This is a genomic window from Desulfotomaculum sp. (genome assembly GCF_982386235.1).
The window spans coordinates 110,906-133,063 of the sequence record NZ_CEVWQM010000006.1 but is presented as its reverse complement, the minus strand read 5'-3'; the positions used below and the strand labels follow the sequence as shown (position 1 = coordinate 133,063).

25 protein-coding genes are annotated in these 22,158 nt (G+C 44.1%); 16 read left to right on the top strand and 9 right to left on the bottom strand.

The features are described from left to right. The first annotated feature begins 21 nt into the window (after positions 1-21). On the top strand, positions 22-612 hold the full coding sequence (locus AC1U9Z_RS05635) for a YueI family protein (protein WP_479956203.1): 591 nt from the start codon (positions 22-24) through the stop codon (positions 610-612). 42 nt (positions 613-654) lie between these two features. Here AC1U9Z_RS05635 and AC1U9Z_RS05630 read toward each other — a convergent pair whose 3' ends face one another. The 3 genes from AC1U9Z_RS05630 to AC1U9Z_RS05620 form a co-directional block, all read right to left on the bottom strand. Beyond that, positions 655-819 (bottom strand): hypothetical protein, encoded by a 165-nt coding sequence (locus AC1U9Z_RS05630; protein WP_333529204.1) that lies wholly within the window; start codon positions 817-819, stop codon positions 655-657. A 27-nt stretch (positions 820-846) separates the two neighbouring features. Beyond that, positions 847-2,253 carry an amino acid permease gene (locus AC1U9Z_RS05625; protein ID WP_333529205.1) on the bottom strand — a complete coding sequence of 469 codons (1,407 nt, stop codon included), beginning with the start codon at positions 2,251-2,253 and terminating at the stop codon, positions 847-849. Positions 2,254-2,339: 86 nt separating this feature from the next. Beyond that, positions 2,340-3,716, bottom strand: a complete 1,377-nt coding sequence (locus tag AC1U9Z_RS05620) for a tyrosine phenol-lyase (RefSeq protein ID WP_333529206.1) — start codon at positions 3,714-3,716, stop codon at positions 2,340-2,342. A 196-nt stretch (positions 3,717-3,912) separates the two neighbouring features. Here AC1U9Z_RS05620 and AC1U9Z_RS05615 point away from each other — a divergent pair, with 196 nt between their 5' ends. Together AC1U9Z_RS05615 and AC1U9Z_RS05610 are read left to right on the top strand one after the other, a co-directional pair. Further along, positions 3,913-4,068, top strand: a complete 156-nt coding sequence (locus tag AC1U9Z_RS05615; protein ID WP_333529207.1) for a hypothetical protein — start codon at positions 3,913-3,915, stop codon at positions 4,066-4,068. A gap of 146 nt (positions 4,069-4,214) precedes the next feature. Next, entirely contained in the window at positions 4,215-4,997 is a 783-nt protein-coding gene (locus AC1U9Z_RS05610; RefSeq protein WP_479956201.1) for a DUF169 domain-containing protein, read from the top strand. A 135-nt stretch (positions 4,998-5,132) separates the two neighbouring features. On the opposite strand, the gene AC1U9Z_RS05605 is transcribed toward AC1U9Z_RS05610, so the two are convergent. The 3 genes from AC1U9Z_RS05605 to AC1U9Z_RS05595 all read right to left on the bottom strand — a co-directional run bounded on the left by AC1U9Z_RS05605 (position 5,133) and on the right by AC1U9Z_RS05595 (position 7,974). Then, positions 5,133-5,924 (bottom strand): undecaprenyl-diphosphate phosphatase, encoded by a 792-nt coding sequence (locus tag AC1U9Z_RS05605; protein ID WP_479956199.1) that lies wholly within the window; start codon positions 5,922-5,924, stop codon positions 5,133-5,135. 347 nt (positions 5,925-6,271) lie between these two features. Then, positions 6,272-6,949, bottom strand: coding sequence for a TerC family protein (locus AC1U9Z_RS05600; protein WP_333529210.1), 678 nt, complete (start codon positions 6,947-6,949; stop codon positions 6,272-6,274). Between the two features lie 203 nt (positions 6,950-7,152). After that, entirely contained in the window at positions 7,153-7,974 is an 822-nt protein-coding gene (locus AC1U9Z_RS05595) for a heparan-alpha-glucosaminide N-acetyltransferase (protein WP_479956197.1), read from the bottom strand. Positions 7,975-8,035: 61 nt separating this feature from the next. On the opposite strand from AC1U9Z_RS05595, the gene AC1U9Z_RS05590 reads away from it, so the two are divergent. Together AC1U9Z_RS05590 and AC1U9Z_RS05585 are read left to right on the top strand one after the other, a co-directional pair. Continuing rightward, the gene (locus tag AC1U9Z_RS05590; RefSeq protein ID WP_333529212.1) at positions 8,036-8,191 is read left to right on the top strand and encodes a DUF1540 domain-containing protein; all 156 of its coding nucleotides are present in this window, start codon (positions 8,036-8,038) and stop codon (positions 8,189-8,191) included. Positions 8,192-8,354: 163 nt separating this feature from the next. Next, positions 8,355-9,545 (top strand): NAD(P)/FAD-dependent oxidoreductase, encoded by a 1,191-nt coding sequence (locus AC1U9Z_RS05585; RefSeq protein ID WP_333529213.1) that lies wholly within the window; start codon positions 8,355-8,357, stop codon positions 9,543-9,545. A gap of 96 nt (positions 9,546-9,641) precedes the next feature. Here the strand turns inward: AC1U9Z_RS05585 and AC1U9Z_RS05580 are convergent, their stop codons facing one another. Then, entirely contained in the window at positions 9,642-9,971 is a 330-nt protein-coding gene (locus tag AC1U9Z_RS05580; protein WP_333529214.1) for a PilZ domain-containing protein, read from the bottom strand. A 197-nt stretch (positions 9,972-10,168) separates the two neighbouring features. On the opposite strand from AC1U9Z_RS05580, the gene AC1U9Z_RS05575 reads away from it, so the two are divergent. From AC1U9Z_RS05575 to AC1U9Z_RS05545, 7 genes are all read left to right on the top strand, one after another. Then, positions 10,169-11,065, top strand: a complete 897-nt coding sequence (locus AC1U9Z_RS05575) for an acetamidase/formamidase family protein (RefSeq protein WP_479956194.1) — start codon at positions 10,169-10,171, stop codon at positions 11,063-11,065. Positions 11,066-11,358: 293 nt separating this feature from the next. Continuing rightward, a complete protein-coding gene (locus AC1U9Z_RS05570; RefSeq protein ID WP_479956192.1) occupies positions 11,359-12,339 on the top strand; it encodes an ABC transporter ATP-binding protein in 981 nt (326 codons plus the stop codon). Between the two features lies 1 nt (position 12,340). Beyond that, positions 12,341-13,312: an ABC transporter ATP-binding protein gene (locus AC1U9Z_RS05565; RefSeq protein WP_479956190.1), complete on the top strand. Its 972-nt coding sequence runs from the start codon at positions 12,341-12,343 to the stop codon at positions 13,310-13,312. Between the two features lie 49 nt (positions 13,313-13,361). After that, positions 13,362-14,951, top strand: a complete 1,590-nt coding sequence (locus tag AC1U9Z_RS05560; RefSeq protein ID WP_479956188.1) for an ABC transporter substrate-binding protein — start codon at positions 13,362-13,364, stop codon at positions 14,949-14,951. A 126-nt stretch (positions 14,952-15,077) separates the two neighbouring features. Continuing rightward, on the top strand, positions 15,078-16,025 hold the full coding sequence (locus AC1U9Z_RS05555) for an ABC transporter permease (RefSeq protein ID WP_333529219.1): 948 nt from the start codon (positions 15,078-15,080) through the stop codon (positions 16,023-16,025). A 15-nt stretch (positions 16,026-16,040) separates the two neighbouring features. Next, complete coding sequence (gene nikC / locus AC1U9Z_RS05550) at positions 16,041-16,934, top strand: nickel transporter permease (protein WP_479956186.1); 894 nt, start codon at positions 16,041-16,043, stop codon at positions 16,932-16,934. Positions 16,935-16,953: 19 nt separating this feature from the next. After that, a complete protein-coding gene (locus AC1U9Z_RS05545; RefSeq protein ID WP_479956184.1) occupies positions 16,954-17,826 on the top strand; it encodes a DUF1028 domain-containing protein in 873 nt (290 codons plus the stop codon). A 47-nt stretch (positions 17,827-17,873) separates the two neighbouring features. On the opposite strand, the gene AC1U9Z_RS05540 is transcribed toward AC1U9Z_RS05545, so the two are convergent. After that, positions 17,874-18,284, bottom strand: coding sequence for a VOC family protein (locus AC1U9Z_RS05540; RefSeq protein ID WP_479956182.1), 411 nt, complete (start codon positions 18,282-18,284; stop codon positions 17,874-17,876). Between the two features lie 137 nt (positions 18,285-18,421). Here AC1U9Z_RS05540 and AC1U9Z_RS05535 point away from each other — a divergent pair, with 137 nt between their 5' ends. Genes AC1U9Z_RS05535 through AC1U9Z_RS05525 form a run of 3 tightly spaced genes read left to right on the top strand, consistent with a single transcriptional unit; the run spans position 18,422 to position 20,837 of the window. After that, the gene (locus AC1U9Z_RS05535; protein WP_479956180.1) at positions 18,422-19,405 is read left to right on the top strand and encodes an ABC transporter substrate-binding protein; all 984 of its coding nucleotides are present in this window, start codon (positions 18,422-18,424) and stop codon (positions 19,403-19,405) included. Further along, entirely contained in the window at positions 19,380-20,129 is a 750-nt protein-coding gene (locus tag AC1U9Z_RS05530; RefSeq protein ID WP_479956178.1) for an ABC transporter permease, read from the top strand. The genes AC1U9Z_RS05535 and AC1U9Z_RS05530 overlap by 26 nt, the downstream gene beginning before the upstream one ends. Next, positions 20,130-20,837, top strand: a complete 708-nt coding sequence (locus AC1U9Z_RS05525; protein ID WP_479956176.1) for an ABC transporter ATP-binding protein — start codon at positions 20,130-20,132, stop codon at positions 20,835-20,837. Between the two features lie 17 nt (positions 20,838-20,854). On the opposite strand, the gene AC1U9Z_RS05520 is transcribed toward AC1U9Z_RS05525, so the two are convergent. Beyond that, positions 20,855-21,040, bottom strand: coding sequence for an LAS seventeen-binding protein 3 (locus AC1U9Z_RS05520; protein WP_479956174.1), 186 nt, complete (start codon positions 21,038-21,040; stop codon positions 20,855-20,857). 110 nt (positions 21,041-21,150) lie between these two features. Between AC1U9Z_RS05520 and AC1U9Z_RS05515 the strand changes: the two genes are divergently transcribed. Continuing rightward, positions 21,151-22,032 (top strand): DMT family transporter, encoded by an 882-nt coding sequence (locus AC1U9Z_RS05515; RefSeq protein WP_479956172.1) that lies wholly within the window; start codon positions 21,151-21,153, stop codon positions 22,030-22,032. The last annotated feature ends 126 nt before the right edge of the window (positions 22,033-22,158 follow it).

The following is a 22,158-nucleotide window of genomic DNA, read 5'->3' as shown; positions in this document are numbered from 1 at the left end:
TCACTAGAGGGGAATGAGAAAATGAGTAAAGATGTTGGTCAAGAGGAAATGGGTTCGTGGTTAAGTCAGGATGAATTACAGAAGACCATTGCAGCAGGGTTACATGGCCCGCCGGAACTAAAGAAGGCAGAGAAAAATAGATATCTTGGGCAGTTTAGAGAAAGGGTTATTAGAATGCTTTCCAAACGTCAGGTTTCGGAACCGGCGATATATCCTGAAATAGTTGAAGCATTAAAGGACCCACGGGCTTTCAAGTTACTTATTAATGGTGAGATACCCCAGGTTTTTACGGCAAAATATCAAAAATTAGCCAAACAGATAGGTATCAATTATTCCTTGGTACATGACTCTGAATTAAAAGGAGAAACCGGACTGATCGTTGCGGCTAAGGATGCTGTGGAGGTTTCAGATATAGAAGTACCAGACCGAGAATTACGCTTAAGCAATCTAGGCGTACCAAAGGAACTTATTCATTTGGCGGGGAAAAACGTTTGCCAAAGGTGCTATGATAAAATAATTAAAGCCGCACCGGAGGAGTCCATCAATTATCAGGTTATATCTTGGTTGGATCGTTTAATGGGTGAGCGTTGTCCCGCTGGCAGGATACACTAAAAATAGTCAATATTTAAGGCCAGGTTGCTACCTGGCCTTAAATTATTGTTTATTATTAGATTTTGGTGTAAATTCCTTGGCATCCTTTTCGGGAATTGCTACATCACGGGAGTACTCTTCATCGTAATTCTTATTTTTTTTATTCTCCGTAACTCCCGCAAAGGTGGCACCGAAAAAACCGACCCCTTTGCTGTTGTCTTTAGTCATGATTTATTTATCCCCCTTAGGTATGGATTACTTTTCAGGTTCAGGTTCAGAGTCTTTTGCTTGGCCTAATAGGCTATGGTTTTTGCTATAGGCAAAGTAAACGATTACACCAATGGTCATCCAGACAAAGAAATTTCTCCAGGTATGGGCTGGTAAATTACCCATCACGAAGGAACAGAAAATTAGAGCCACCGGGCCAATCACAAATAGTGCAGGGCATCGAAAGGGCCTTTCCCAATGAGGTTTGGTCTTGCGCAGCCGCATTACACCAATGATGGCCATAAAGAAGGCAAACAAGGTACCAATGCTGCACATTTCAGCTACCAGATGAATGGGAGTAAAGCCACTCATTGTGGCAACAGCAATACCAACAATTATGGTAACAAGGTAGGGTGAGCCAAATTTAGGATGAAGCTTGCACAGGGACCGTGGGATTAAGCCGTCACGGGACATCGCAAAGAAAGCCCTGGTTTGTGCATACATCATCACCATGAGAACCGTTGTTAGGCCCGCTATGGCACCGGTACCCACCAGTGCGGAACCCAAATTGTAACCCAGGTTACGCAAAACAAAGGTTACCGGTTCGGCTGTATCCAATTGTGCATAGGGTGTGGTGCCGGTCATTACTGCCGTCACAGCTATATACAGGACGGTACAAACGGCCAATGAGGATAGAATGCCAATGGGCATATCGCGTTTCGGATTTTTTGCTTCCTCCGCAGAGGTGGCGATCGAGTCAATGCCCAGGTAGGCAAAGAAGATTACCGCTGCCCCGGTGGCTACACCTTGCCAGCCGTAGGGTAAAAGGGGACTCCAGTTGGCAGAATTGATTTTGGGACCTGCCAGGAATAAGAAGATAAAGATGGCAGCCAGCTTAACGAATACGAGAATTTTATTAAGATTTGCGCTCTCCTTCGTTCCTCTGACAAGTAATAACATTAGAAATAGGGCAATTAATACAGCCGGTAAATTAACAATACCGCCATCGGCAGGAACCTTCGTTAATGCTTCTGGTAGGTGTATTCCCCCGGAGGCTAAAATGCCAGTGAAATAAGCAGACCAACCGCCTGCCACTGCGCTGGCACCCACGGTATATTCCAGCACCAGGCCCCAGCCAACCCAAAAGGCTAAAGCCTCACCCAATGCCGTATAGGTATAGGTATAGGCGCTGCCTGCGATGGGGATCATGGCTGCCAGCTCCGAAAAGGCCAAAGAGACAAAGGCCACGGTTAAACCGGCTAAAACAAAGGATAACATGAGGCCTGGTCCGGCATATTTGGCAGCCGCTACACCGGTCAAAACAAAAATACCCGTACCAATGATAACACCAATCCCGATTAGCGTAATATCCAGGGCACCCAATGACTTTATGAGACCATGCTTTTTAGATTCTTTGATCATTAATTCGACATCTTTAGTTCGAAAGATACTCATAGGCGTACTCCTTTTAGTAAGAGTAATTTGACATAAGGGCCGTAGGGTTTACCCTAGCCGGCCCTTAATATAACCCTTTTGCTAATTTATTTAAGGGGTTCGAAGCGGGAGGTGAAGAACCGCAATACAGGTGGCTCATAGACCATCTTTAGACCAGGGATGCTATCACGCTTATTGTATAGCTCAATTACTGAATCTGCCACGACATCCATATGAGCATAGGTGTATACGCGTCGAGGAATGGTCAGGCGCACCAGCTCCAATTTCGGGAAGTAATGCTTACCTTCCTTGTCACGGCCGGCTGAAACAATACCGCGTTCCATACTCCGTACGCCGGAAAGCTCGTATAATTTTGCGGCCAGCATTTGGGCCGGGAATTGATCCTGGGGAATGTGGGACAGGAATTTCCGGGCATCGATGAACACGGCGTGGCCACCGATGGGCTTCACAATGGGCACGCCAGCTTCGGAAAGTTTTTCGCCCAAATAGCGTACCTGCTCAACTCTGTGCCTAATGTAGTAGTAGTCTACGGATTCATACATACCACGGGCCATTGCTTCCATATCACGGCCGGCTAAACCGCCATAGCTGGGCATACCTTCATAAAGTACGACCAATTGAGTAGCCTTCTGATAGAGATCTGCATCGTTTAAAGCCAGGAACCCGCCAATGTTTACCAGGCAGTCTTTCTTACCACTCATGGTGGCACCATCCGCATAGCTGAACATTTCCTTAACAATTTCAGCGATGGTTTTGTTTTGATAGCCCTCTTCACGTTCTTTAATAAAGTAGGCGTTTTCTATACAGCGGGTGGCATCAAACATAACTTTGATACCGTGTTTGCTGGCCAATTCTTTAACCTCACGCATATTCTTGATGCTAACGGGTTGCCCGCCAGCCAGGTTTACTGTCACTGCCAGGCAGATATAAGGTATTTTATCTGCGCCAACACGGTCGATCAGGTTTTGTAATTTCTTTAGATCAATGTTTCCTTTAAAGGGATGATCATTTTGAGAATCGTGGGCTTCATCAATAATAATGTCCTCAAAGGTAGCACCGGATAATTCCTGGTGGGCCCTGGTGGTGGTGAAATACATGTTGCCAGGTACATAATCCCCAGGCTTAATGGCAATCTTGGAAAGAATGTTCTCTGCACCACGACCCTGGTGGGTGGGAACGACATATTTGAAACCGTAAAGCTCCTGAACGGCCTTTTCCAAGTGATAGAAGTTTACACTGCCAGCATAGGCCTCGTCACCAATTTGCATACCAGCCCACTGATTATCACTCATGGCAGTGGTGCCGCTGTCTGTTAATAGATCAATATAGACTTCCTTCGATTTTAGAAGAAAGGTATTATAACCGGCACGTTTAATAGCCTCCGTTCTTTCTTCCTGTGTGGACATAGCAATCGGCTCGACTACTTTAATTTTGTAGGGTTCTGCCATGTACTTACGTTCCATGTGATGTATTTCCTCCTTGTTTATCTGGTTTTAATTTACCTTTCTAATTGTTACTTACAATAGTTTGATATCTCTGAGTTACTTTTATCCAAGAATAATATAATAAGTAAGAATCCAAAATCATCCACGTATGATTACCCTAAAAAACCGAATACTTAATATTGAATTTACTTATAAAAAATAAGGGGGCAAAATTATGCCGAAAGTAAGTAAAAAATTAGCAGAAAGCCAAAGGGCCGCTAATCCGACCCTAAAGGATGCCTTTACAGGCCAAGCGGAAGCAGGCTATGGTGAAGTAAAAAGTGAGGCATGTGCCTTATCATCTGAGTTTGATGGTAACTATGTACCTTAATAAAAGAGCAGTCGGCTAAAAAGCTGACTGCTTTTTCATTTCTTTGCTGGTGCGGTTAACGGCATGGGGGTCTATTGGCTTTTTGCTATTTGCAGGCAGTCCAAGACCATGTAAAATAGAGATAAATAGGAAAAGAGGTGTTTCAATTGCAAAGCAAAATTGCCAAGGCCATTGAGATGAAGTATGTTCCGGTTGGAATTTTACTAACGAATGAAAAACCGGAGGGGTCTCTTCAGTTTAAAGAGGGTCGCTGGGGTTGTGTGGCTGCCATGATGAGTGCTGCAGCCCGGAGAAAAACAGTGGTTTTTGATCGGAAGACCTATGGGTGTATAGGTGGTGGTACTGGGCTGGGATTTGGCAACACCTACACGCAATTTCCTGGAGGTATTGAGTATTTTCTTTCTACTGGAAATAAGGAATTTTGCAATAGCGAAATTGGAAAAAACATTGTAAGAAATATGCCTGCCTTGGAACATGGGGAAGGCTACCTAAAAAACCCCGAACTGGCTAAAAAATTTATTGACTCTTTGCCTATGACCGATGTACCCACAGAGTATATTGTCTTTAAACCCTTGGAGAACTTTGCGGAGGGAGAAACACCCAAGGTTGTGGTATTTCTAGTCAATCCAGATCAACTATCGGCCCTCGTGGTGCTGGCAAACTATGAAAGGGACCACAACTTAAACGTGATAGCCCCCTTTGGAGCAGGTTGTCATACTACCTGCATTATTCCTTATAATGAGGAGCAAGCAGACAAACCTAGGGCTGTAATCGGTATGTTTGATATCTCTGCCAGAAAGTGTGTGGACAAGGATATCCTGTCCTTTGCAGTGCCCTATAAGATGTTTGTAGAAATGGAAGGTAATGTGGAGGGAAGTTTCCTGGAAAGACACGAGTGGCATAGAGTATTAGAAAGAAATCGTAAGTAAAGATAGAAAAACCCCCGGTAAAAGTAAAACCCGGGGGCTTTTTTGTGCCATTAGCTGGTAGCATCATGCCTAAGGCCCCTGGCCCTTTCGGTATAGCCAAAGCCAATAGCTATCGCCAAAAGCGGAGGGCGAATTCTAAAACTTACCCGAAAACTGAGCAATTAATATACCGATACCTAAAATCCAAACATAAATGGAAAATGCCTTCAGTGACCCCCGCTGCAGAATGGCCAGCATCCACTTAACTGCCACATAGCCCGAAAGGGCTGCGGCAATTGTACCTACCAGAAGGGGGACTAAGCCAATGGATTCGGCTTGACCACCTGCCAGTTTAGCTCCCTGGAGTACCACGGCACCTAAAATAGCCGGTAGGGAAAGCAAGAAAGAAAAACGGGCAGCCGCTTGCCTGTCAATACCCCGGAACAAAGCCCCGGCAATGGTTAAACCGGAACGTGAGATCGCAGGTAGGATGGCGGCACCCTGTAATGTACCAACTACTAGGGCGTCTTTGAAAGAAATCTGATCAATATTTTTTTTGTTGCTTCCTTTGCTCTTCATATTATCAGCAGCCCAAAGAATGGCACCCGTAATTAAAAACTCCCAGCCCACTGTAACCCCTGTCTTAGAAATTTCTTCAAAGAAATCCTCGAAACGAAGACCAATGATTGCTGTGGGTATGGTTCCGGCAATAATCAACAGGGATAATTTGCTAAGGGGTCGTTTAATCATATAGAGAATGTCATCCCAGAAAATTGCAACCACTGCTAACAAGGTTCCCAGATGCAGCATGGTGTCCAAAAACAAACCAGCTTCGGACAGGCCCAGGAGTTTTCGACCTAAAAGTAAATGGCCTGTACTGCTAACGGGTAAGAATTCAGTTAGACCTTGAACGGTACCCAAAATAAGTGCCTTTAATACCTCTTCCATAAGTCACCCCTAAAAGATTATTAAGTCAACATGCTGCTATACCAGATAAAAATAAAATTGTTTACCTAAAACCCATTCAGTAATATTTTATTTGAATAAGTACGATAACATGCTTAAAATTAATTAGCCGTTAGCCAACAATTGTTGGTTACCACACGGTTGTAGGGGGGTGATTTTGACTGTTTTCTACGAGTAATGTTTAGTCACAATTAGAGGGGGATGTGAATAGTCTGTCATACTAAGCCGCAGCGGTTTAGGTGGCAAGGCATCGTTTCGTGGTGCGCACTAAATAAAAGGGAGTGTCGCTGCTACAAAAAGTAGTATTGCGACACCCCTTGGGTTTGCCATTAACAAGTTGCGGGTTTGGGCTTACCCTTTCTTATTTTGCCGGCAATCAGAACGCCACCTGTAATGGCAACCATCATGCCATAGCTAAGAAGCGGGTTATTGTTAAAGAAGCCAGCAACCAGGGGCTCGTGCAGGATCATTTTGGCAGCGGTTAGTGCTATGACCCCAGCCCCTAAATAAATGATAATCGGAAAACGTTCGATCCATTTTATGATAATGGTACTGCCCCAGACAATAATAGGAATACTAATCATCAGACCAATTACCACCAATAAAAAACTGCCGTGTGCGGTTCCGGCAATGGCCAGGACATTATCCAGGCCCATCACAGCATCTGCAATAATAATGGTTCGGATAGCAGTTAAGCGATTGTCGCAGGATTTAATTTGGTCATGAGACTTTTCTTCTGTTAAAAGGTTATAGGCAATCCATACCAGCAATACGCCACCAAGGAGCATTAGCCCAGGTATCCTTAATAACCAGACAACAGCCAAAGTTGCTAAGGCACGAATTACGATGGCACCGATTGTTCCCCAAATAATCACTTGTTTTTGATGTTCCTTTGGTACGTTCCTTGCTGACATGCCGATAACAATGGCATTGTCACCGGCCAACACGAGGTCAATCAGGATAATTGCCAGTAAGGCAGATAAAAAATCCGCAGACAAAAATTCCATCACGTTATCTCCTTTCAATTGTGAGGTATAAATGAAAAACGATCTTGCCCATAGGCAAAGATCGTTTATAAAATAAAAGACCTTTACCTATGGTAAAGGTCTTGCTAACAACTTTAAGTTGCCAACAAAGCCGGGGACTAAACCCGAAATGACGACTTTGCTGTAAAAGCTACTCCCCTTTAGAGAATGTTTCTAAATTCATACTATAACAAAAGGTTACCACTGTCAAGAAATAAATAGTGTAACAGCAAAAAGATTGGTTGGTGTATGAGGTAGATAAAAAGGGAGTGTTGCCCTAAAAAAATAAAAGGAATTGCCAAAGGAAAGTAGGCAAAGCGGCTAGTTTTATTATTATACAACCATTTACCCAGGGAAACACCGTACAAAAACAGGCCTAGGTAAGGAATTAACGGAAAGTAATCTACAGAAAAAAAATCCGGTTTGGTAAGGCCCAGTGGAAGCAATAGGTTTGTAGAAAGGGCCAAATCATTGATCAAGGGTCCAGCAGCTAGGATCAATGTTCCTATGATAATAAGGGGTATTGGATGTAAAGGGTGAAACAAGGGATACAAAAGGATGCTGATAGCTAGAAAATGTAAAATGCCAAAAAATATATGGGACCCTGGAACGGCTATGGAGGTGATGATGGTTAGGATGATCGCGATCATAAGCAGTCTAAGGCCTCGATTAAAATTACTTTTGCTCAACGAACAGCTAATGCCAGCCAGTAAGATAAACAACGTTGAAGCTGCTTTACCTGTAAAATAAATAAAGCCTTCCTCGTAGTTAACAGGCAAACCATAGAATTCATTAAGGTCATAGATAAAATGGTAAAAAACCATAAAAATAATGGCTAACCCACGTAGACAATCGATCTCCCAAATACGGTTATGAGGTTTATGCATCATCATTGCTATCATTCCACCCGTTAAAATCACTTTATATATTGTTACCATTAAAATAAAAATCTGACAACCATTTAATTCTATTTGTCTTTCCTTGGCGCATTGGCTAAAATTTTTCAAGCATATACTGATCACTATTGGTTAAAATAAGTCTGAGCCAAAAACAGAGGGAGGGATTTGCATGTCTGGTATAAGCAAATGCATGATTGAAGAATGTCAATATAACAGTAATCATGAATGCCAAGCCGAAAGCATCGAAGTAAAATCCAGCGGAGATATGAGTGTACAATCCTCTGATGGCACTTGCTGTGACACCTTCGCACCTCGTTTAGGCTAGCTTCAAAAAGACTCTTTCGCTTGCGAAAGGGTCTTTTTGATTTTGAGCAAAAAACTTAATAATTTTTTAAAATTTAACAATAATTTTTTTGACCAAAGGGTAATTTAGCATTATTATTAAAGGGTAAAATCCAGAACATGAGAAAAAACTAGAGGGAGTTATTATGACAAAACGCAACATAGTTGTGCTAGGTGCCGGGTACGGGGGAATTCGGGTTGCCCAGGAATTAAATAAACGATTATTAAATCAAGATAAATATCAGATTGTTTTAGTTAATAAACAAGATTACCATACCTTACGGACACAACTTTATGAACCTGCAGTTGGAACCAGGGATTATAACGAAGTGATTATACCTTTAAATGAGATCGTTGAAGGGATGTCCTTAGTGAAAGGTACTGTTTCCGAAATAGACTTACATAAAAGAATTGTTGTCATTAACAGTACCAAGGAAATTTCCTTTCATTATTTGGTCATTGCCCTCGGTAGTATGCCCGAATACTTTGGTATTAAAGGTTTAAAGGAAAATAGTATAAGTCTAAATAATATCAATGATGCCCAGGTTATCAATGACCGTATTGATAATTTATTAGTAAAGAAAAGTGAAGAAAGAAATGAAGCACCGCTGCATTTTGTGGTTGGCGGGGGTGGACTCACCGGAGTAGAGTTTACCGGAGAACTGGCTTCCTACCTGGAAGAGAAATGGGAAAAATATAATCTTTCTGCGGATCAATATAAAATTACCATTATTGAGGCTGCCAATCAGTTGCTCCCTGGGATGTCCGAAGAAATTGCAGCCTACGCGAAACAAACCTTAGAAGACCTGGGTGTAAAAGTCATCATTAATGACTTGATAAGTGAAGTAACACCGGAGAAAATTTATTTAAAATCTAGCCCAGAGATAAAATATTCCTTATTGATATGGGCGGGTGGCATTAGGGGCAACTCGATTCTGGCTAAGTCTGGGATTAAGACAGATGGGAGGGGTCGAATTTTAGTTAACCCTTACTTACAATATATCGACGATCCTTATATCTATGCAGTGGGAGATAGTGCTCTGGTAAAGGACCCCGAAACCGGCATCCCTGTTTTGCCCACAGCCCAGGCGGCTATTCAAGAAGGCCGGCAGGTTGCCCAAAACATCTATGCTGATATTACAGGGCAACCTCTTAAAGAACATCAGCCTGGTTTAATCCTTCTTTGCATTACTGTGGGGAGGGGAAGAGGGTTGGGGGAAAGTAAAAAATTCCGCATTAAGGGTGTCTCAGCGGCCCTGCTTAAAAAATTCATACCCATTAAATATTTCTTTACGATTGGTGGGCTAAAACTATTGGGGCGTAGAGGGATGAAATGAATAATTAAGAGTTGAAGTAAAAGGCCCCTGGGGTTACCCAGGGGCTAAGTTTATTTTTTGCACCACGAAGTGAATTTTACTAAGGTTTGGCATCTCCTAGAACTGTGAAATAGCTTCCATTAAAACAGAGCGACCATCGTCTTTATATAAATTTTCTTTGATTAACTCGATCTCTTCCCGGGAGATGTTTAGAAATAATGACCCATAACGGTCATCCAACCGCCTTACAACACTAATCGGCACTGAAGCAAAGGGCAAATCAATCATAAAGCTTTCGCCCACTTTAATTTCCCTGTCACACCGAAAGGATAAGCCAGCATGGCTAAAGGTTAATACCTTAATACCGCTGATTTTCTCCTTATTTTGCAGCGACTCCATTGCCGCTGACCAGTTTACATTAACACGCATTACCGTGCGATTTCTCATTTTTTTCCCACCTCATGATGATATTTATGATTGTTTGGGGACACAGGGCCTTTTTAGGAAATACTTATACAGTATAAGTAAAAGGGGCTTCTAATGCAAGAAATATTTTGTTAAAGTATTGTCAAGTTCTTGACCTTGGCATTTTTTCTACTGGTATTAAGGGTATGAGGAAAAGAAAAAATTTAAGGAGTGCTGGCATGAAGATTTCTAGTGATCACAGTCTTTACAGTATGGACAAGGGTAATTCACCCGTAGCGAGGGTGGCATTACCAGCCCGGCTTACCTTTGAAACACTGGATTGTTTTGGGGGACAGGTAAAAAGTGAGGCAGATACTCTGGAGAATCTTGATTTTTCTAGAGTGAATCCTGCCACTGGTCCAGTTTATTTTAATGGAATCAAGCCCGGTGATGTCATTGCGGTACATATTCGCGATATGCGGGTAAAGTCCCCGGGAATTATGATTGCTGCTCCTGGGGCTGGCGTTTTGGGGAACTTGGTAACAAAGAGCGAAACGCTAATACTTCCTATCGAAAAGGGCATGGCCAAGTTTAAAGAGCTGGCAATACCCCTAAATCCGATGATCGGTGTAATTGGTGTAGCCCCTGCAGACCAGCCAATTAGCTGCGGGACACCGGATTGTCACGGCGGAAACATGGACACCACGCTGATTAAGTCGGGCAGTACTCTGTACTTACCTGTTCAAGTAGAGGGTGCCCTGTTGGCCATGGGTGATCTTCACGCTGCCATGGGAAATGGGGAAATCATGGTAACGGGTGTTGAAGTAGCAGGCGAAGTGGATGTAACCGTTGAAATTGCCGCAGGCAAAAAATTAACCAATCCACTGGTTGTCACAGAGGATCAAGTGGCTACCTTGGCCTCTGCGGGAACCTTGGATGAGGCAGTGAACATTGCTACACAGGATATGGCACAGCTCTTACAAGAGGAGACGGAATTATCCATAAATGAGGCAGGTATGCTTATGAGTGCCTGTGGCAATGCAGAGATATCTCAAGTTGTTGACCCCTTAAAGACGGCTAGATTTACGATGCCCCGGTGGATTATGAAAAGGCTGGGTGTGACCTTTGCCTTCTAAGTAACTGTGCAAAAATATACACAACGGTGTCAGATAATTTGCAATATATAGAAGAGCACCCTCTATAACTTCGACTATATCCGTGGTATAATTACATACGTCTACCACATAAAGGCATTTTTGGCAGACTATTTATACAACGACCATAAATTGTACATTATTTATGTGAACAGTACCAGCTGGTTTTGTGAATTGCCATACTTTCTTAGTTGCTAACTGGTGAGCATTTTATCGGGGGAGGTTGAAAGAAAACAACCGTGGTACCAGCAGAAAAGAGCGTTTGAGGTGGTTTAGTGAGACAGCCATTATTAGATGTTGAAAATTTAAAAACATACTTTTTTACCGACGACGGTGTGGTTCCGGCGGTGGATGGCGTAAGCTTTCAGATCTATAACAGAGAAACCTTAGCGGTGGTGGGTGAGTCTGGTTCTGGCAAGAGTGTAACATCCACCTCGATCCTACGTCTAATTCCTTCACCACCAGGTCGTATTGTGGAAGGCAGCATTTCCTTTGAGGGGGATAATCTTCTTAGCAAGACCGAAGAACAAATGCAGGAGATCCGGGGCAACCGCATTTCGATGATTTTTCAGGAACCCATGACCTCGCTCAATCCGGTACATCGGGTAGGGGATCAAATTGCTGAAACCTATCGTCTCCACCGGGGACTTAATCCGGAGCAAGCGATGGAAAGGTCTATTCGTATGTTAGAGAGGGTGGGAATTCCATCCCCCGAAAAACGGGCCAAGGATTATCCTCATCAACTGAGCGGTGGTATGAGGCAGCGGGTGATGATCGCAATGGCTTTGGCCTGTCGGCCATCCTTACTCATTGCCGACGAACCAACCACTGCCCTGGATGTGACCATTCAGGCCCAGATCCTCGATCTAATGAGGAAGCTTCAGGAGGATTCCGATACAGCCATCTTACTAATTACCCATGACCTGGGGGTTGTGGCTGAAATGGCGGATCGGGTCCTGGTAATGTATGCCGGAAAAATTGTTGAAGAGGGACAAGTTCGGGATATTTTTAAAAATCCTTTGCATCCCTATACCAAGGGCCTATTGGGTTCTATTCCCAGAATGTATTGGCAAAGACGCAGTACCTTGCCTAGTATTGAGGGGACTGTACCCAACCCCTTGGCATTTCCCACCGGATGTCGCTTTAATCCCCGTTGCCCCGAGGCCAAGGATCAATGCAGGGCCCAGGAGCCAGCCTTGAGGACCATGGAGAATGGACATAAAGTAGCCTGTTGGCTAGGGGAAGGGGGGGTGTGAGTTGTCTGTACCGTTATTGGAAGTAAAGGGAGTAAAAAAATACTTCCCGATTAAGAGCGGTATTTTTTCCAAAACCGTTGGTAACATCAGGGCCGTAGACGGAGTTTCCTTTCAGGTTAATAAGGGGGAAACCCTAGGCTTGGTGGGTGAAAGCGGCTGTGGCAAATCCACCACCGGCAGGCTAGTGTTACGCTTGCTAGAACCAACGGCCGGGGAGGTTTTTTTTGAGGGCCAGGATATTTATAAGCTTGGCTCCGATCAGTTAAATAAACTGCGCAGAGATATGCAAATTATTTTTCAGGATCCCTATGCTTCCTTAAATCCCAGGCTAACAGTGGAAGATATCTTAGTGGAACCATTGGTGATTCACAACATCGGTGATGGGCCCTCCCGACGTAAAAGGGTAAAGGAACTTTTGGAGTTGGTAGGGCTTTCTGATTATCATGGGGTCCGTTACCCCCATGAATTTAGCGGTGGCCAGCGGCAGCGTATCGGTATCGCCAGGGCAATTGCTTTAAACCCCAAACTGGTAGTTTGTGATGAGCCTGTTTCTGCCCTGGATGTATCCATTCAATCCCAGGTCCTTAACTTGTTGTTGGAGCTTCAGGATAGGCTTGGCCTGACTTATGTTTTTATTGCCCATGGCTTAAATGTCGTTAAACATGTTAGTGATCAAGTGGGGGTCATGTATCTGGGGGAAATTGTAGAAATTGCCGACAGTGATGAGCTATATCTACAAGCCAGGCATCCCTATAGCCGTGCCCTGCTCTCAGCTGTGCCGGTGCCGGACCCGGATGCCAAACTGGAACGGATTATTTTAACCGGGGATGTGCCAAGCCCTGCTAATCCGCCTAGCGGCTGTAAGTTTCATACCAGATGCCCGGAATGTATGGATATTTGTAAAACCCGGCAACCAGTGTTACGGCCCTTGACCGAAAAACATCTGGTGGCCTGTCATAAGTATCATCAATAATTAAGTACCATTGCCAGTGGGAAATAGGAGACGAGAGAGGTATTTGATAATGAAAAAGTTTTTTATGTTAGCTAGCCTATTGATCCTATCAGCCCTGCTGCTAACCGGTTGTGGCGGTGGAGGCAGTGAGCAGCCCAAAGCAGCTCAAGAAAAGGCCATCGTGGTTGGTTTGCAGGCGGAGCCCGCAACCTTAGACCCGCATCAAATGCAAGACTACAACTCCACCCGTTCCGGTCGGAGTATCTTCAACTCTCTGGTGGAATTTAAAGATGAGTCCACCGAAGTGGAACCTGGCCTGGCTACCTCCTGGGATATCTCCCCGGATGGTCTGGAGTATGTCTTCCACCTGCGTGAAGGCGTGACCTTCCATGATGGCACACCTTTCAATGCGGAGGCTGTTAAGTTTTCCATCGACCGTCAGATTGATCCCAACCATCCTTACCATGACACAGGTATTTACTCCTATGCTGACTTTACCTTTGGGATGGTTAAGTCGGTGGATGTAGTGGATGAAAAAACCGTTAAAATCACCCTGAAAGAAAAATTTGCTCCCTTCTTAGCCAATCTGGCCATGCATTCGGCTTGCATCGTAAGCCCGGAGGCTGTTAAGCAGTTTGGCAAGGATTTTTCCAAAAACCCTGTGGGGACAGGCCCCTACAAGTTTGTTAGCTGGAACCCAGGTGTTGAAGTTATCTTAGAAAAGAACACCGAGTACTGGGGTGACAAGGCCAAGATTGATAAGGTAATCTTCAAACCCATCATTGAAGATCAGGCTCGACTGACCGAGTTAGAGGCTGGCAATGTTGATTTCATTGTTAATATTCTGCCAGATGATTTGGGACGCCTGAAGACCGATGCTAAGTTCACGATTATTGAACAGCCTGGTATGCATGTCTGGTGGACTGCCATGAACTGTCAGCAAAAACCCTTTGACAATGTCAAGGTTCGTCAGGCTGTAAACTATGCCATCAATAAAGAATCCATTGTTAAAAACATCCTGAAAGACACCGGTGTAATAGCCGAAAGCCCACTGCCGCCAGTGGTCTGGGGTCATACCACCGAAGGGAAACAATACGAGCACAATCCCGAGCGGGCTAAGCAGTTATTAGCGGAGGCTGGTTACCCCGATGGCTTTGAAGTAACCTATTGGGTACCTGAATCTGGCTCTGGCATGCAGCAACCTGTGGCTATGGCTACTGCCATCCAGTCAGATCTGGCCAAGGTAGGGATCAAGGTAAAAATTCAAACCTTAGAGTGGACCACTTACCTGGACAAGGTGTTTATTCCTGCTGATAAGAGTGAAATGCAAATGCACCAGATGTCCTGGATGGGCGACAATGGTGACCCGGATAACTTCCTCTATATCTTGCTTTCCGGTGACCAGTGGCCCCAGGCTGGCTTTAACGATGCCTTCTATAAGAATGAAAAAGTAGATGAACTGCTGAGAAAAGCCCGTGTTCTTGCGAACCAAGAAGAACGTGCCTCATTGTATCAGGAAGCCCAAAAATTGATCATGGAGGATTCCCCCTGGGTTGTTGTGGACCACGAGAACCAAATCGTGGCGATGAATCCAAGGGTTAAGGGCTTTAAACTCCATCCCACTGGTATGTTCCGCTTTGAAAAGGCTGATATCGAATAAAAGAGAGGAGTTCCCGGTGACTTAGGGCGTTATCCAAGGGGGTAGCGCCCGGTACGGGGCTTTACAGGTAGTAAGATTCCCTTGAAAACTGGCAATGGTACTTTTTCTTTTTAGGGGGGTAAATCCGTGGCTTCCTATTTAATCAAACGACTGTTTTATCTAATTCCTGTTTTATTTGGGGTTACCGTATTGGTATTTGGTATTATGCATTTTGCCCCGGGTGACCCGGCCCAGGTAATTTTGGGACCCAAAGCCACGGCCGCAAGTTTGGCCAAACTACGTGCTGAATTGGGTTTGGATCAACCAATTTATAAGCAGTATTTTAATTGGATTGGCAATGTACTGCAGGGTGACTGGGGTCGTTCCATTCAGTTAAAACGTGAAGTACTGCCTTTGGTACTGACACGTTTTGGCGCAACCATGATTTTGACCCTATTTGCAGCGTTGCTGGCCATCTCCGTTGGATTATTGGCGGGTATTGTCTCAGCCACAAAACAGTATTCCATTTTTGACCGGACAGCCATGATAGCAGCCCTGGTGGGCTTTTGTCTGCCGGTGTTTTGGCTAGGTATTATGCTGCAATATGTGTTTGGCTTAAAGTTAGGTTGGCTGCCGGTGTCCGGTATGCATTCACCTGGTCAGACTGGCTTTGCAGATATGTTGCCTTATCTGGTTTTGCCGGCCATTGCCCTGGCGGCTGAACCGGCGGCGGTGATTGCCCGGATGACTCGCTCCAGTATTTTAGAAGTTATTCGGCAGGATTATATTCGTACGGCCAGGGCCAAAGGTTTATCCAATGGCAAGACCATCCTGCATCATGCCTTAAAGAATGCTCTTATTCCGGTGGTTACCGTTGTGGGTATGCAGATTGGCTATCTGTTGGCCGGTGCTGTGTTGGTAGAAATGGTTTTTAGTTGGCCGGGTATTGGGACACTGATGGTCAACGGCATTATTGCCAGGGATTTTCCACTGGTACAAGGAATTATTTTGATGGTGGCCACTTCCTATGTGCTGGTCAACTTGTTAGTGGACGTACTCTATACCCTCTTTGACCCGCGCATTTCATACGATTAGGATGGAGGTGGAGAAATGTCTTCAACAGGAATTCAATTAGCAAAGGGAACACAAGAAGTCATTCGCAGGGGCAAGCTGGCGGAGCTATGGCGTCGCTTTAAAAAAGATAAGTTTGCCGTTATTGGCGGCGTTATTTTGTTGGTGGTGATCCTTTGTGCCATCTTTGCTCCACTGATTACCCATTATGATCCCAATGAGACACAATTAGAACAAAGGCTTTTACCCCCCGGTACGGAGGGGCATTTTTTAGGCACCGATGAAGTGGGACGAGATATGTTTACCCGGTTAGTTTATGGAGCCAGGGTTTCTGTCATGATTGGTTTTGTGGCTGTGGCTATCGCCCTCTTCTTTGGTATTTTGGTAGGTCTCTTTGCCGGCTACTATGGAGGCTGGACTGATACAATTTTAATGCGCTGCATTGACGTTTTAATGGCCTTTCCCTATGTGCTGTTGGCTATTTCCATTATTGCAGCCCTGGGGCCAGGTTTACTCCAAGCGATGGTGGCCATTTCCATCGTTGGCATCCCTTATTATGCAAGAATTGTCCGGGGAACCGTGCTTTCTTTGCGCAACAAGGAATTCATTGAAGCAGAGAAGGCCCTGGGGGCCAGCAATATGCGCATCATTTTTAAGCATATTTTACCCAACACAATGGCACCGATTATTGTGGCAGCTACGCTGGATGTGGGCTGGATGATTATTGCTGCCGCAGGATTAAGTTTCCTTGGTTTAGGTGCCCAACCGCCCACTGCCGAATGGGGCGTTATGCTTAGTGAAGGGCGAAAGTTTTTAAGGGTAGCCCCTTATGTTTCGTTGTTGCCGGGGGTGTGTATTTTCCTAGTTGTTTTATCCTTGAATTTGCTTGGTGACGGGCTGCGGGATGCCTTGGATCCGAGATTGAAACAATAATTTAAATAGGGGGATGAACATGAGGATTCCCAGAAAATTAGTGGCTACTTTTTCTATTTGTGGTTATGATCCGGCCACGGGTGAAATAGGTGTGGCGGTACAATCTAAATTTCTTTCGGTTGGTTCCGTAGTACCCTGGGTTAAGGCCGGGGTTGGTGCCATTGCCACCCAATCCTGGGCCAATACCAGTTATGGCAGTGAGGGATTAAAACTCTTGGAGCAGGGCCTCTCACCCCAAGCGGTTATTGACAAATTAACTGCCGCAGATGAAGGGCGAAACCTGCGCCAGGTGGGTATTGTGGCACCTGGCGGCCAGTCGGCCTCCTTTACCGGTTCGGAATGTTATCCCTGGGCTGGGGGCATCTGCGGCGAAAATTTTGCCTGCCAGGGTAATATCCTGGTAAGTCAAGAGACTGTTCAGGCCATGGCTAGTACATTTGAACAAGCGGAGGGTGACTTGGCAGTCAGAATGTTGGCAGCCCTGGATGCGGGCCAACAGGCCGGTGGTGATAGCCGAGGCAAACAATCGGCTGCTTTATATGTGGCTAAGGATAAGGGGGGCTATGGCGGCTACAATGATCGTTATATCGACCTAAGGGTGGATGATCACCCAGAGCCAATCAAAGAACTAATTCGCATCCACAGCCTTTACCGTTTGTATTTTTATAAGACAAAGCCTGAGGATATCCTAGCGATTGAAGGTCCGCTGGTTACAGAAATACAAGAACTATTAACGAAGTGGGGCTATACAACACCAATTAATGGCAGTTTAGACGATCCATTTAACCAAGCACTTCAAGCCTTTTATCTAACAGAGAATTTTGATGAGCGAATCTGCGAAAATGGTTTTATCGATCGAGCAGTATTAGAATTTATGAGGCAAAGGGCCTAACCTTTTGCGACAGTGGGGACGGTTTCCCCCTGTCGCAAAAAAATTGCCTAGTTGTTATTTTTATTTTTTAGGTAATTATAAAATGCCGGTTTATCTGTCCATTGAATCAAATCGATCTCAAATCCATCCGGGTCCTTTATATAGAATTGCCTTGAAAATGGTTTAATGATAATTTCCCGTTCCTTTTCAATATAGCCTTTTAATTTCAAAGCAGCTAATAATTCAGCAACATTTTTAATATAATAACCGATATGTCTAAGGTTTTGCTCTCTTTCTATTGAAAACTCATTCCTTTCAGAAATAAATAATTCATGTCCTTCACCTTTAAGAATCGCATAATTCTTTCCATTTGCTTTTATGCCCTGATCAATCAATTCATAATTAAGGACATCACGATAAAAAGTTATAAAATTATTAACATTTGAAACGTATCGATTTAAGTGGTCTATAATTTTCATTAGTATACTCTCCTTCCGCTAGTTAATTGTTAATATATAATTATACCTACGATTACCTTAGCTTAAAGCAGGATATAGAATATTATTGTTTAATAAATATAAGGTTACAAATAAATTCGATTAAGGGTGATTCTATTATGAAAAAAAGTGTTCTGCTGGTGGGTCTGCTTTTTGTGCTGAGCCTGCTTACAGGGTGTGTTAGTAGTGGTAGTCGTTCAAATACCGCAACCCAGGAAAAAATGCCTGAGAAAATTACCATTCAAGTACCAACGGGACCACCCACTGCGCCTCTGCTAAAAATGGCTGAGGGCAAGCCCTTGGGAGAGAAAGTTCAAATTGAATTAATCCCTTATAAAACAGTGGAGGAAGCCACTGCCAGGGTGGTTAAAGGGGAAGCGGATTATACTATTTTGCCGATAAACACTGCCGCTAAACTCTACAACAAAGGGATAGACATTTCCTTAGATAACGTATCTACCTGGGGCATTCTTTACTTACTGTCAACGGACCAAGGTATTTCCCAGTGGCAGGATTTAAAGGGCAAAGAAGTTTATGTGGGTGCCCAAGGTGCTAGTCCGGATATTATCGCCCGTTACCTCATGGAAAAGAATAATATCAAGACCACCGATGTGACATTGAAGTATGGTAATTCGCCGGAAATTGCTCAAATGATGATTCAAGGTATGGTAAAAACCGCTGTCTTACCGGAACCAATGGTTACCCAGGTTTTAAACAAAAACCAGTCTGCCAAAGTCATTTTAGATTTTCATAAGGAATGGCAGTTAGCAGAAAATAACAGCAACCTGCCACAAACCGGGATGGTGGTGCAAAATAAATTTGTTAAGGAATATCCAGCTGCCATCAGTAAAATAAGAACGGCCTATCAAGAAGCCTTGGAGCAAACCGTAGCTGACCCTGCGTCAGTGTCGGCCCTCATGGAGGAAAATTTTAATATACCGGGACCAATCTTTGTAAAATCAATGGAACGAACGAATTTGAAATTTGTTATCGCAGAAGATGCTAAGACGGATGTGGAAAACTATTTGGCTAAATTATTAAGCTTCTCGCCAGATATGGTGGGGGGGGAACTGCCCGATGAAAAATTCTATCTGGCTAAGTAAGGGGTTACCCTTACTTAGCCTCCTCTTTTTATTGATCTCTTGGCAATGGATAGCAAGTTTTTATAACCCGGTACTGGTTCCTTCCCCCCTTGAGACCATGCAAGCTTTATGGCATTTAGGACTCAGCGGCAAACTGTGGGTTCATGCCCAGAGTACTATTTTCAGGGGGCTTACGGGTTTTTTAATTGCTGCTGTGATCGGGATACCCCTGGGCTTATTAATGGGTATCAACCGGGTTGCCCGTCGCCTAATGCAGCCACTGGTGGTAATTTTGCAAGTGGTTCCGATTATTTCTTGGCTGGTTCTGGCCATGATTTGGTTTGGCTCCGAACGGGTTCCGGTTTTTGTGGTAGTTATTACCACACTGCCCTTGATACTGATAAATGTGGTACAAGGAGTTAGTAATGTTGACCAACAGTACACCGAGATGGCCAAGGTTTTTAAAGTGAACCAGCGGCAGATATACGTAAAGGTATATCTGCCCCAAGTGCTTCCTTACCTTTTGGCAGGCATGTCAGCTGCCCTGGGTACCACCTGGAAAGCAGTGGCAATGGCTGAATTTCTCAGTACCCAGAGGGGTATTGGTGCGGGTATGGCCGTGTCCAGAATAAATTTAGAAACATCGGAGGTATTTGCCTGGACTTTTCTGTTGGTTTTGCTTGGCCTTGTAACAGATTATGGTTTGCGTTTATTACAGAAACACCTGACAGCTTGGAGGTGCTAAATGATTGTATTAAAAGAAGTTGACAAATTATTTCAGGAAACTCAGGTGCTTAAGGACTTGTCTTTCAGTCTGGAACCAGGGCAAATTACCTGTATCTTAGGCCCATCTGGTTCTGGTAAAACCACCACCCTGCAACTGCTAGCTGGCTTGCTGCAGGCAGATGGAGGTAGTATTACTGGGCTTGGGGGACTACAGGTGAGCTATGTTTTCCAGGAACCCCGGTTATTGCCCTGGGAAACCGTAGAGGGTAACATCCAGTTTGTGCTTCAAGATAAAGTTTCTCCGATTAAGAGCAGGGAGATTAGCAACCGCTATTTAGAATTAATGGGGTTAGCAGCCTACAAAGATAACTTCCCGCATACCTTAAGCGGTGGTATGAAACAACGTCTGGCACTTTGCAGGGCCTTTGCCTTTCCCCATCAATTACTGCTGATGGATGAACCCTTTAAGTCCCTGGATACTGCACTTCGCCTATCCCTGATACAAGAAGTTGCCAGGATGTGGGAGGTAAAGCAAAATACCATTTTATTTGTGACCCATGATCTAACGGAGGGACTGCTGTTAGGTCATAAATTGTTGGTTTATTCAAATAAGCCTACCTCCGTGCGAAGGGAATTCACAATTGATTTGCCGCCTTGCCAGCGGGATTTAGCCAGTCCGGAGCTAACAAGGCTGTTGGGTGAGATTACGCGATTAATGACGAGGTAAACTTAGGAGATAATCTCCTATTCAGCTAGGGGATTATCTCCGGTGCCACCAGATAGATTATTATCGGTCAAATTGTAATGACCATATTCTGTTTTTCCGTCTAAATTAATACAAGTTGCAGACCCAGTTGGTTCATAGACAAAGCAAGGGGTTGTTGGGTTTTCCTTTTTCTTCTCGGTATCACTGGAATTATTCAGTGGCATAATTTGACCTCCTTGTAGTTGTTATGACTAATATGTGACAATAAATATGAATTATGCGTTTGGGATGACTTGTTGGGAGCTTCAGTAAATTTAAAAAGCAGGTGAACATTGTGAGTCCCTTTTATCAGGGTGTTTTTCTTATAGTCCTATCGGCCTTTAGTTTTGCCTTTATTCCTATTTTTGCCCTCTATGCCTATGCGGGCGGGGCCAGTGTAACAGCATTGCTTTTATTTCGTTTTATTTTAGCTAGTGTATGTTTTTTTACCTACCTAAAGTGGAAAAATAAAAAGATTTCGATACCTAAAAATATTAAACACCTCGTGCTGTTGGGGGGCGGCTTTTATACAGTACAATCAACCTTGTATTTTTCTTCAGTAAAATATATACAGGTCTCCCTGGCTGTATTAATTTTTTATACGTATCCTATATTTGTAGCAATCGGATCTTCCTTGGTAGAAAAAGAAAAACTAACGAAGCAAACGGTGGGTTCGATTAGCATATCCTTACTGGGGCTGGCAATGGTTCTGGGAACTTCCTTTGGCAACATCAATGTGTTTGGTGTGCTTCTGGCCTTGGGTGCCGGTCTTTCATACTCTGGTTATTTTCTATTTGGCAATAGGGTTTTGAAAAATGCCTCACCCCTGGAGACCAGTGCCTTTATTTGCCTATTTGCCTCGATATCCCTTGCTGTCATTGGCATATCCAGTGGCAGTTTAACTTTTCAGCTTACTGCCAAGGCCTGGTTCGCCACCATAGGAGTGTCCCTTGTTTGCACAGTTTTAGCGATATTTACCCTTTTTCATGGTTTGAAATTAATTGGCTCTACCCGGGCAGCGATACTTAGTATGGTGGAACCCTTGGTTACCATTCTGTTTTCTGCCATTTTGTTTGGTGAACGTATGACATGGTTACAATTATTAGGCGGGATAATCGTTTTGGCTGGTGCTGTTCTGTCCGTATTGTCCAAAGAAAGGGAAAGGGAACCAGCCTAATATTTAAAAAATGGGCAAAGGGCCCATTTTTTTTTATTTTTTACTGTTAAAATAAACCAAATGTGTTAAACTTTCAGGCAACGTCATAGAATTATACGTGTATTCTATATTTTTCGAGGAGGGGTA

Coding starts and splice junctions, on each gene's coding strand:
- AC1U9Z_RS05620 (WP_333529206.1), bottom strand. CDS start 3,716: ATGGAACGTAAGTACATGGCAGAACCCTACAAAATTAAAGTAGTCGAG.
- AC1U9Z_RS05585 (WP_333529213.1), top strand. CDS start 8,355: ATGACAAAACGCAACATAGTTGTGCTAGGTGCCGGGTACGGGGGAATT.
- AC1U9Z_RS05635 (WP_479956203.1), top strand. CDS start 22: ATGAGTAAAGATGTTGGTCAAGAGGAAATGGGTTCGTGGTTAAGTCAG.
- AC1U9Z_RS05545 (WP_479956184.1), top strand. CDS start 16,954: ATGAGGATTCCCAGAAAATTAGTGGCTACTTTTTCTATTTGTGGTTAT.
- AC1U9Z_RS05600 (WP_333529210.1), bottom strand. CDS start 6,949: ATGGAATTTTTGTCTGCGGATTTTTTATCTGCCTTACTGGCAATTATC.
- AC1U9Z_RS05630 (WP_333529204.1), bottom strand. CDS start 819: ATGACTAAAGACAACAGCAAAGGGGTCGGTTTTTTCGGTGCCACCTTT.
- AC1U9Z_RS05605 (WP_479956199.1), bottom strand. CDS start 5,924: ATGGAAGAGGTATTAAAGGCACTTATTTTGGGTACCGTTCAAGGTCTA.
- nikC (WP_479956186.1), top strand. CDS start 16,041: ATGTCTTCAACAGGAATTCAATTAGCAAAGGGAACACAAGAAGTCATT.
- AC1U9Z_RS05560 (WP_479956188.1), top strand. CDS start 13,362: ATGAAAAAGTTTTTTATGTTAGCTAGCCTATTGATCCTATCAGCCCTG.
- AC1U9Z_RS05540 (WP_479956182.1), bottom strand. CDS start 18,284: ATGAAAATTATAGACCACTTAAATCGATACGTTTCAAATGTTAATAAT.
- AC1U9Z_RS05625 (WP_333529205.1), bottom strand. CDS start 2,253: ATGAGTATCTTTCGAACTAAAGATGTCGAATTAATGATCAAAGAATCT.
- AC1U9Z_RS05525 (WP_479956176.1), top strand. CDS start 20,130: ATGATTGTATTAAAAGAAGTTGACAAATTATTTCAGGAAACTCAGGTG.
- AC1U9Z_RS05530 (WP_479956178.1), top strand. CDS start 19,380: ATGAAAAATTCTATCTGGCTAAGTAAGGGGTTACCCTTACTTAGCCTC.
- AC1U9Z_RS05535 (WP_479956180.1), top strand. CDS start 18,422: ATGAAAAAAAGTGTTCTGCTGGTGGGTCTGCTTTTTGTGCTGAGCCTG.
- AC1U9Z_RS05575 (WP_479956194.1), top strand. CDS start 10,169: ATGAAGATTTCTAGTGATCACAGTCTTTACAGTATGGACAAGGGTAAT.
- AC1U9Z_RS05580 (WP_333529214.1), bottom strand. CDS start 9,971: ATGAGAAATCGCACGGTAATGCGTGTTAATGTAAACTGGTCAGCGGCA.
- AC1U9Z_RS05615 (WP_333529207.1), top strand. CDS start 3,913: ATGCCGAAAGTAAGTAAAAAATTAGCAGAAAGCCAAAGGGCCGCTAAT.
- AC1U9Z_RS05590 (WP_333529212.1), top strand. CDS start 8,036: ATGTCTGGTATAAGCAAATGCATGATTGAAGAATGTCAATATAACAGT.
- AC1U9Z_RS05520 (WP_479956174.1), bottom strand. CDS start 21,040: ATGCCACTGAATAATTCCAGTGATACCGAGAAGAAAAAGGAAAACCCA.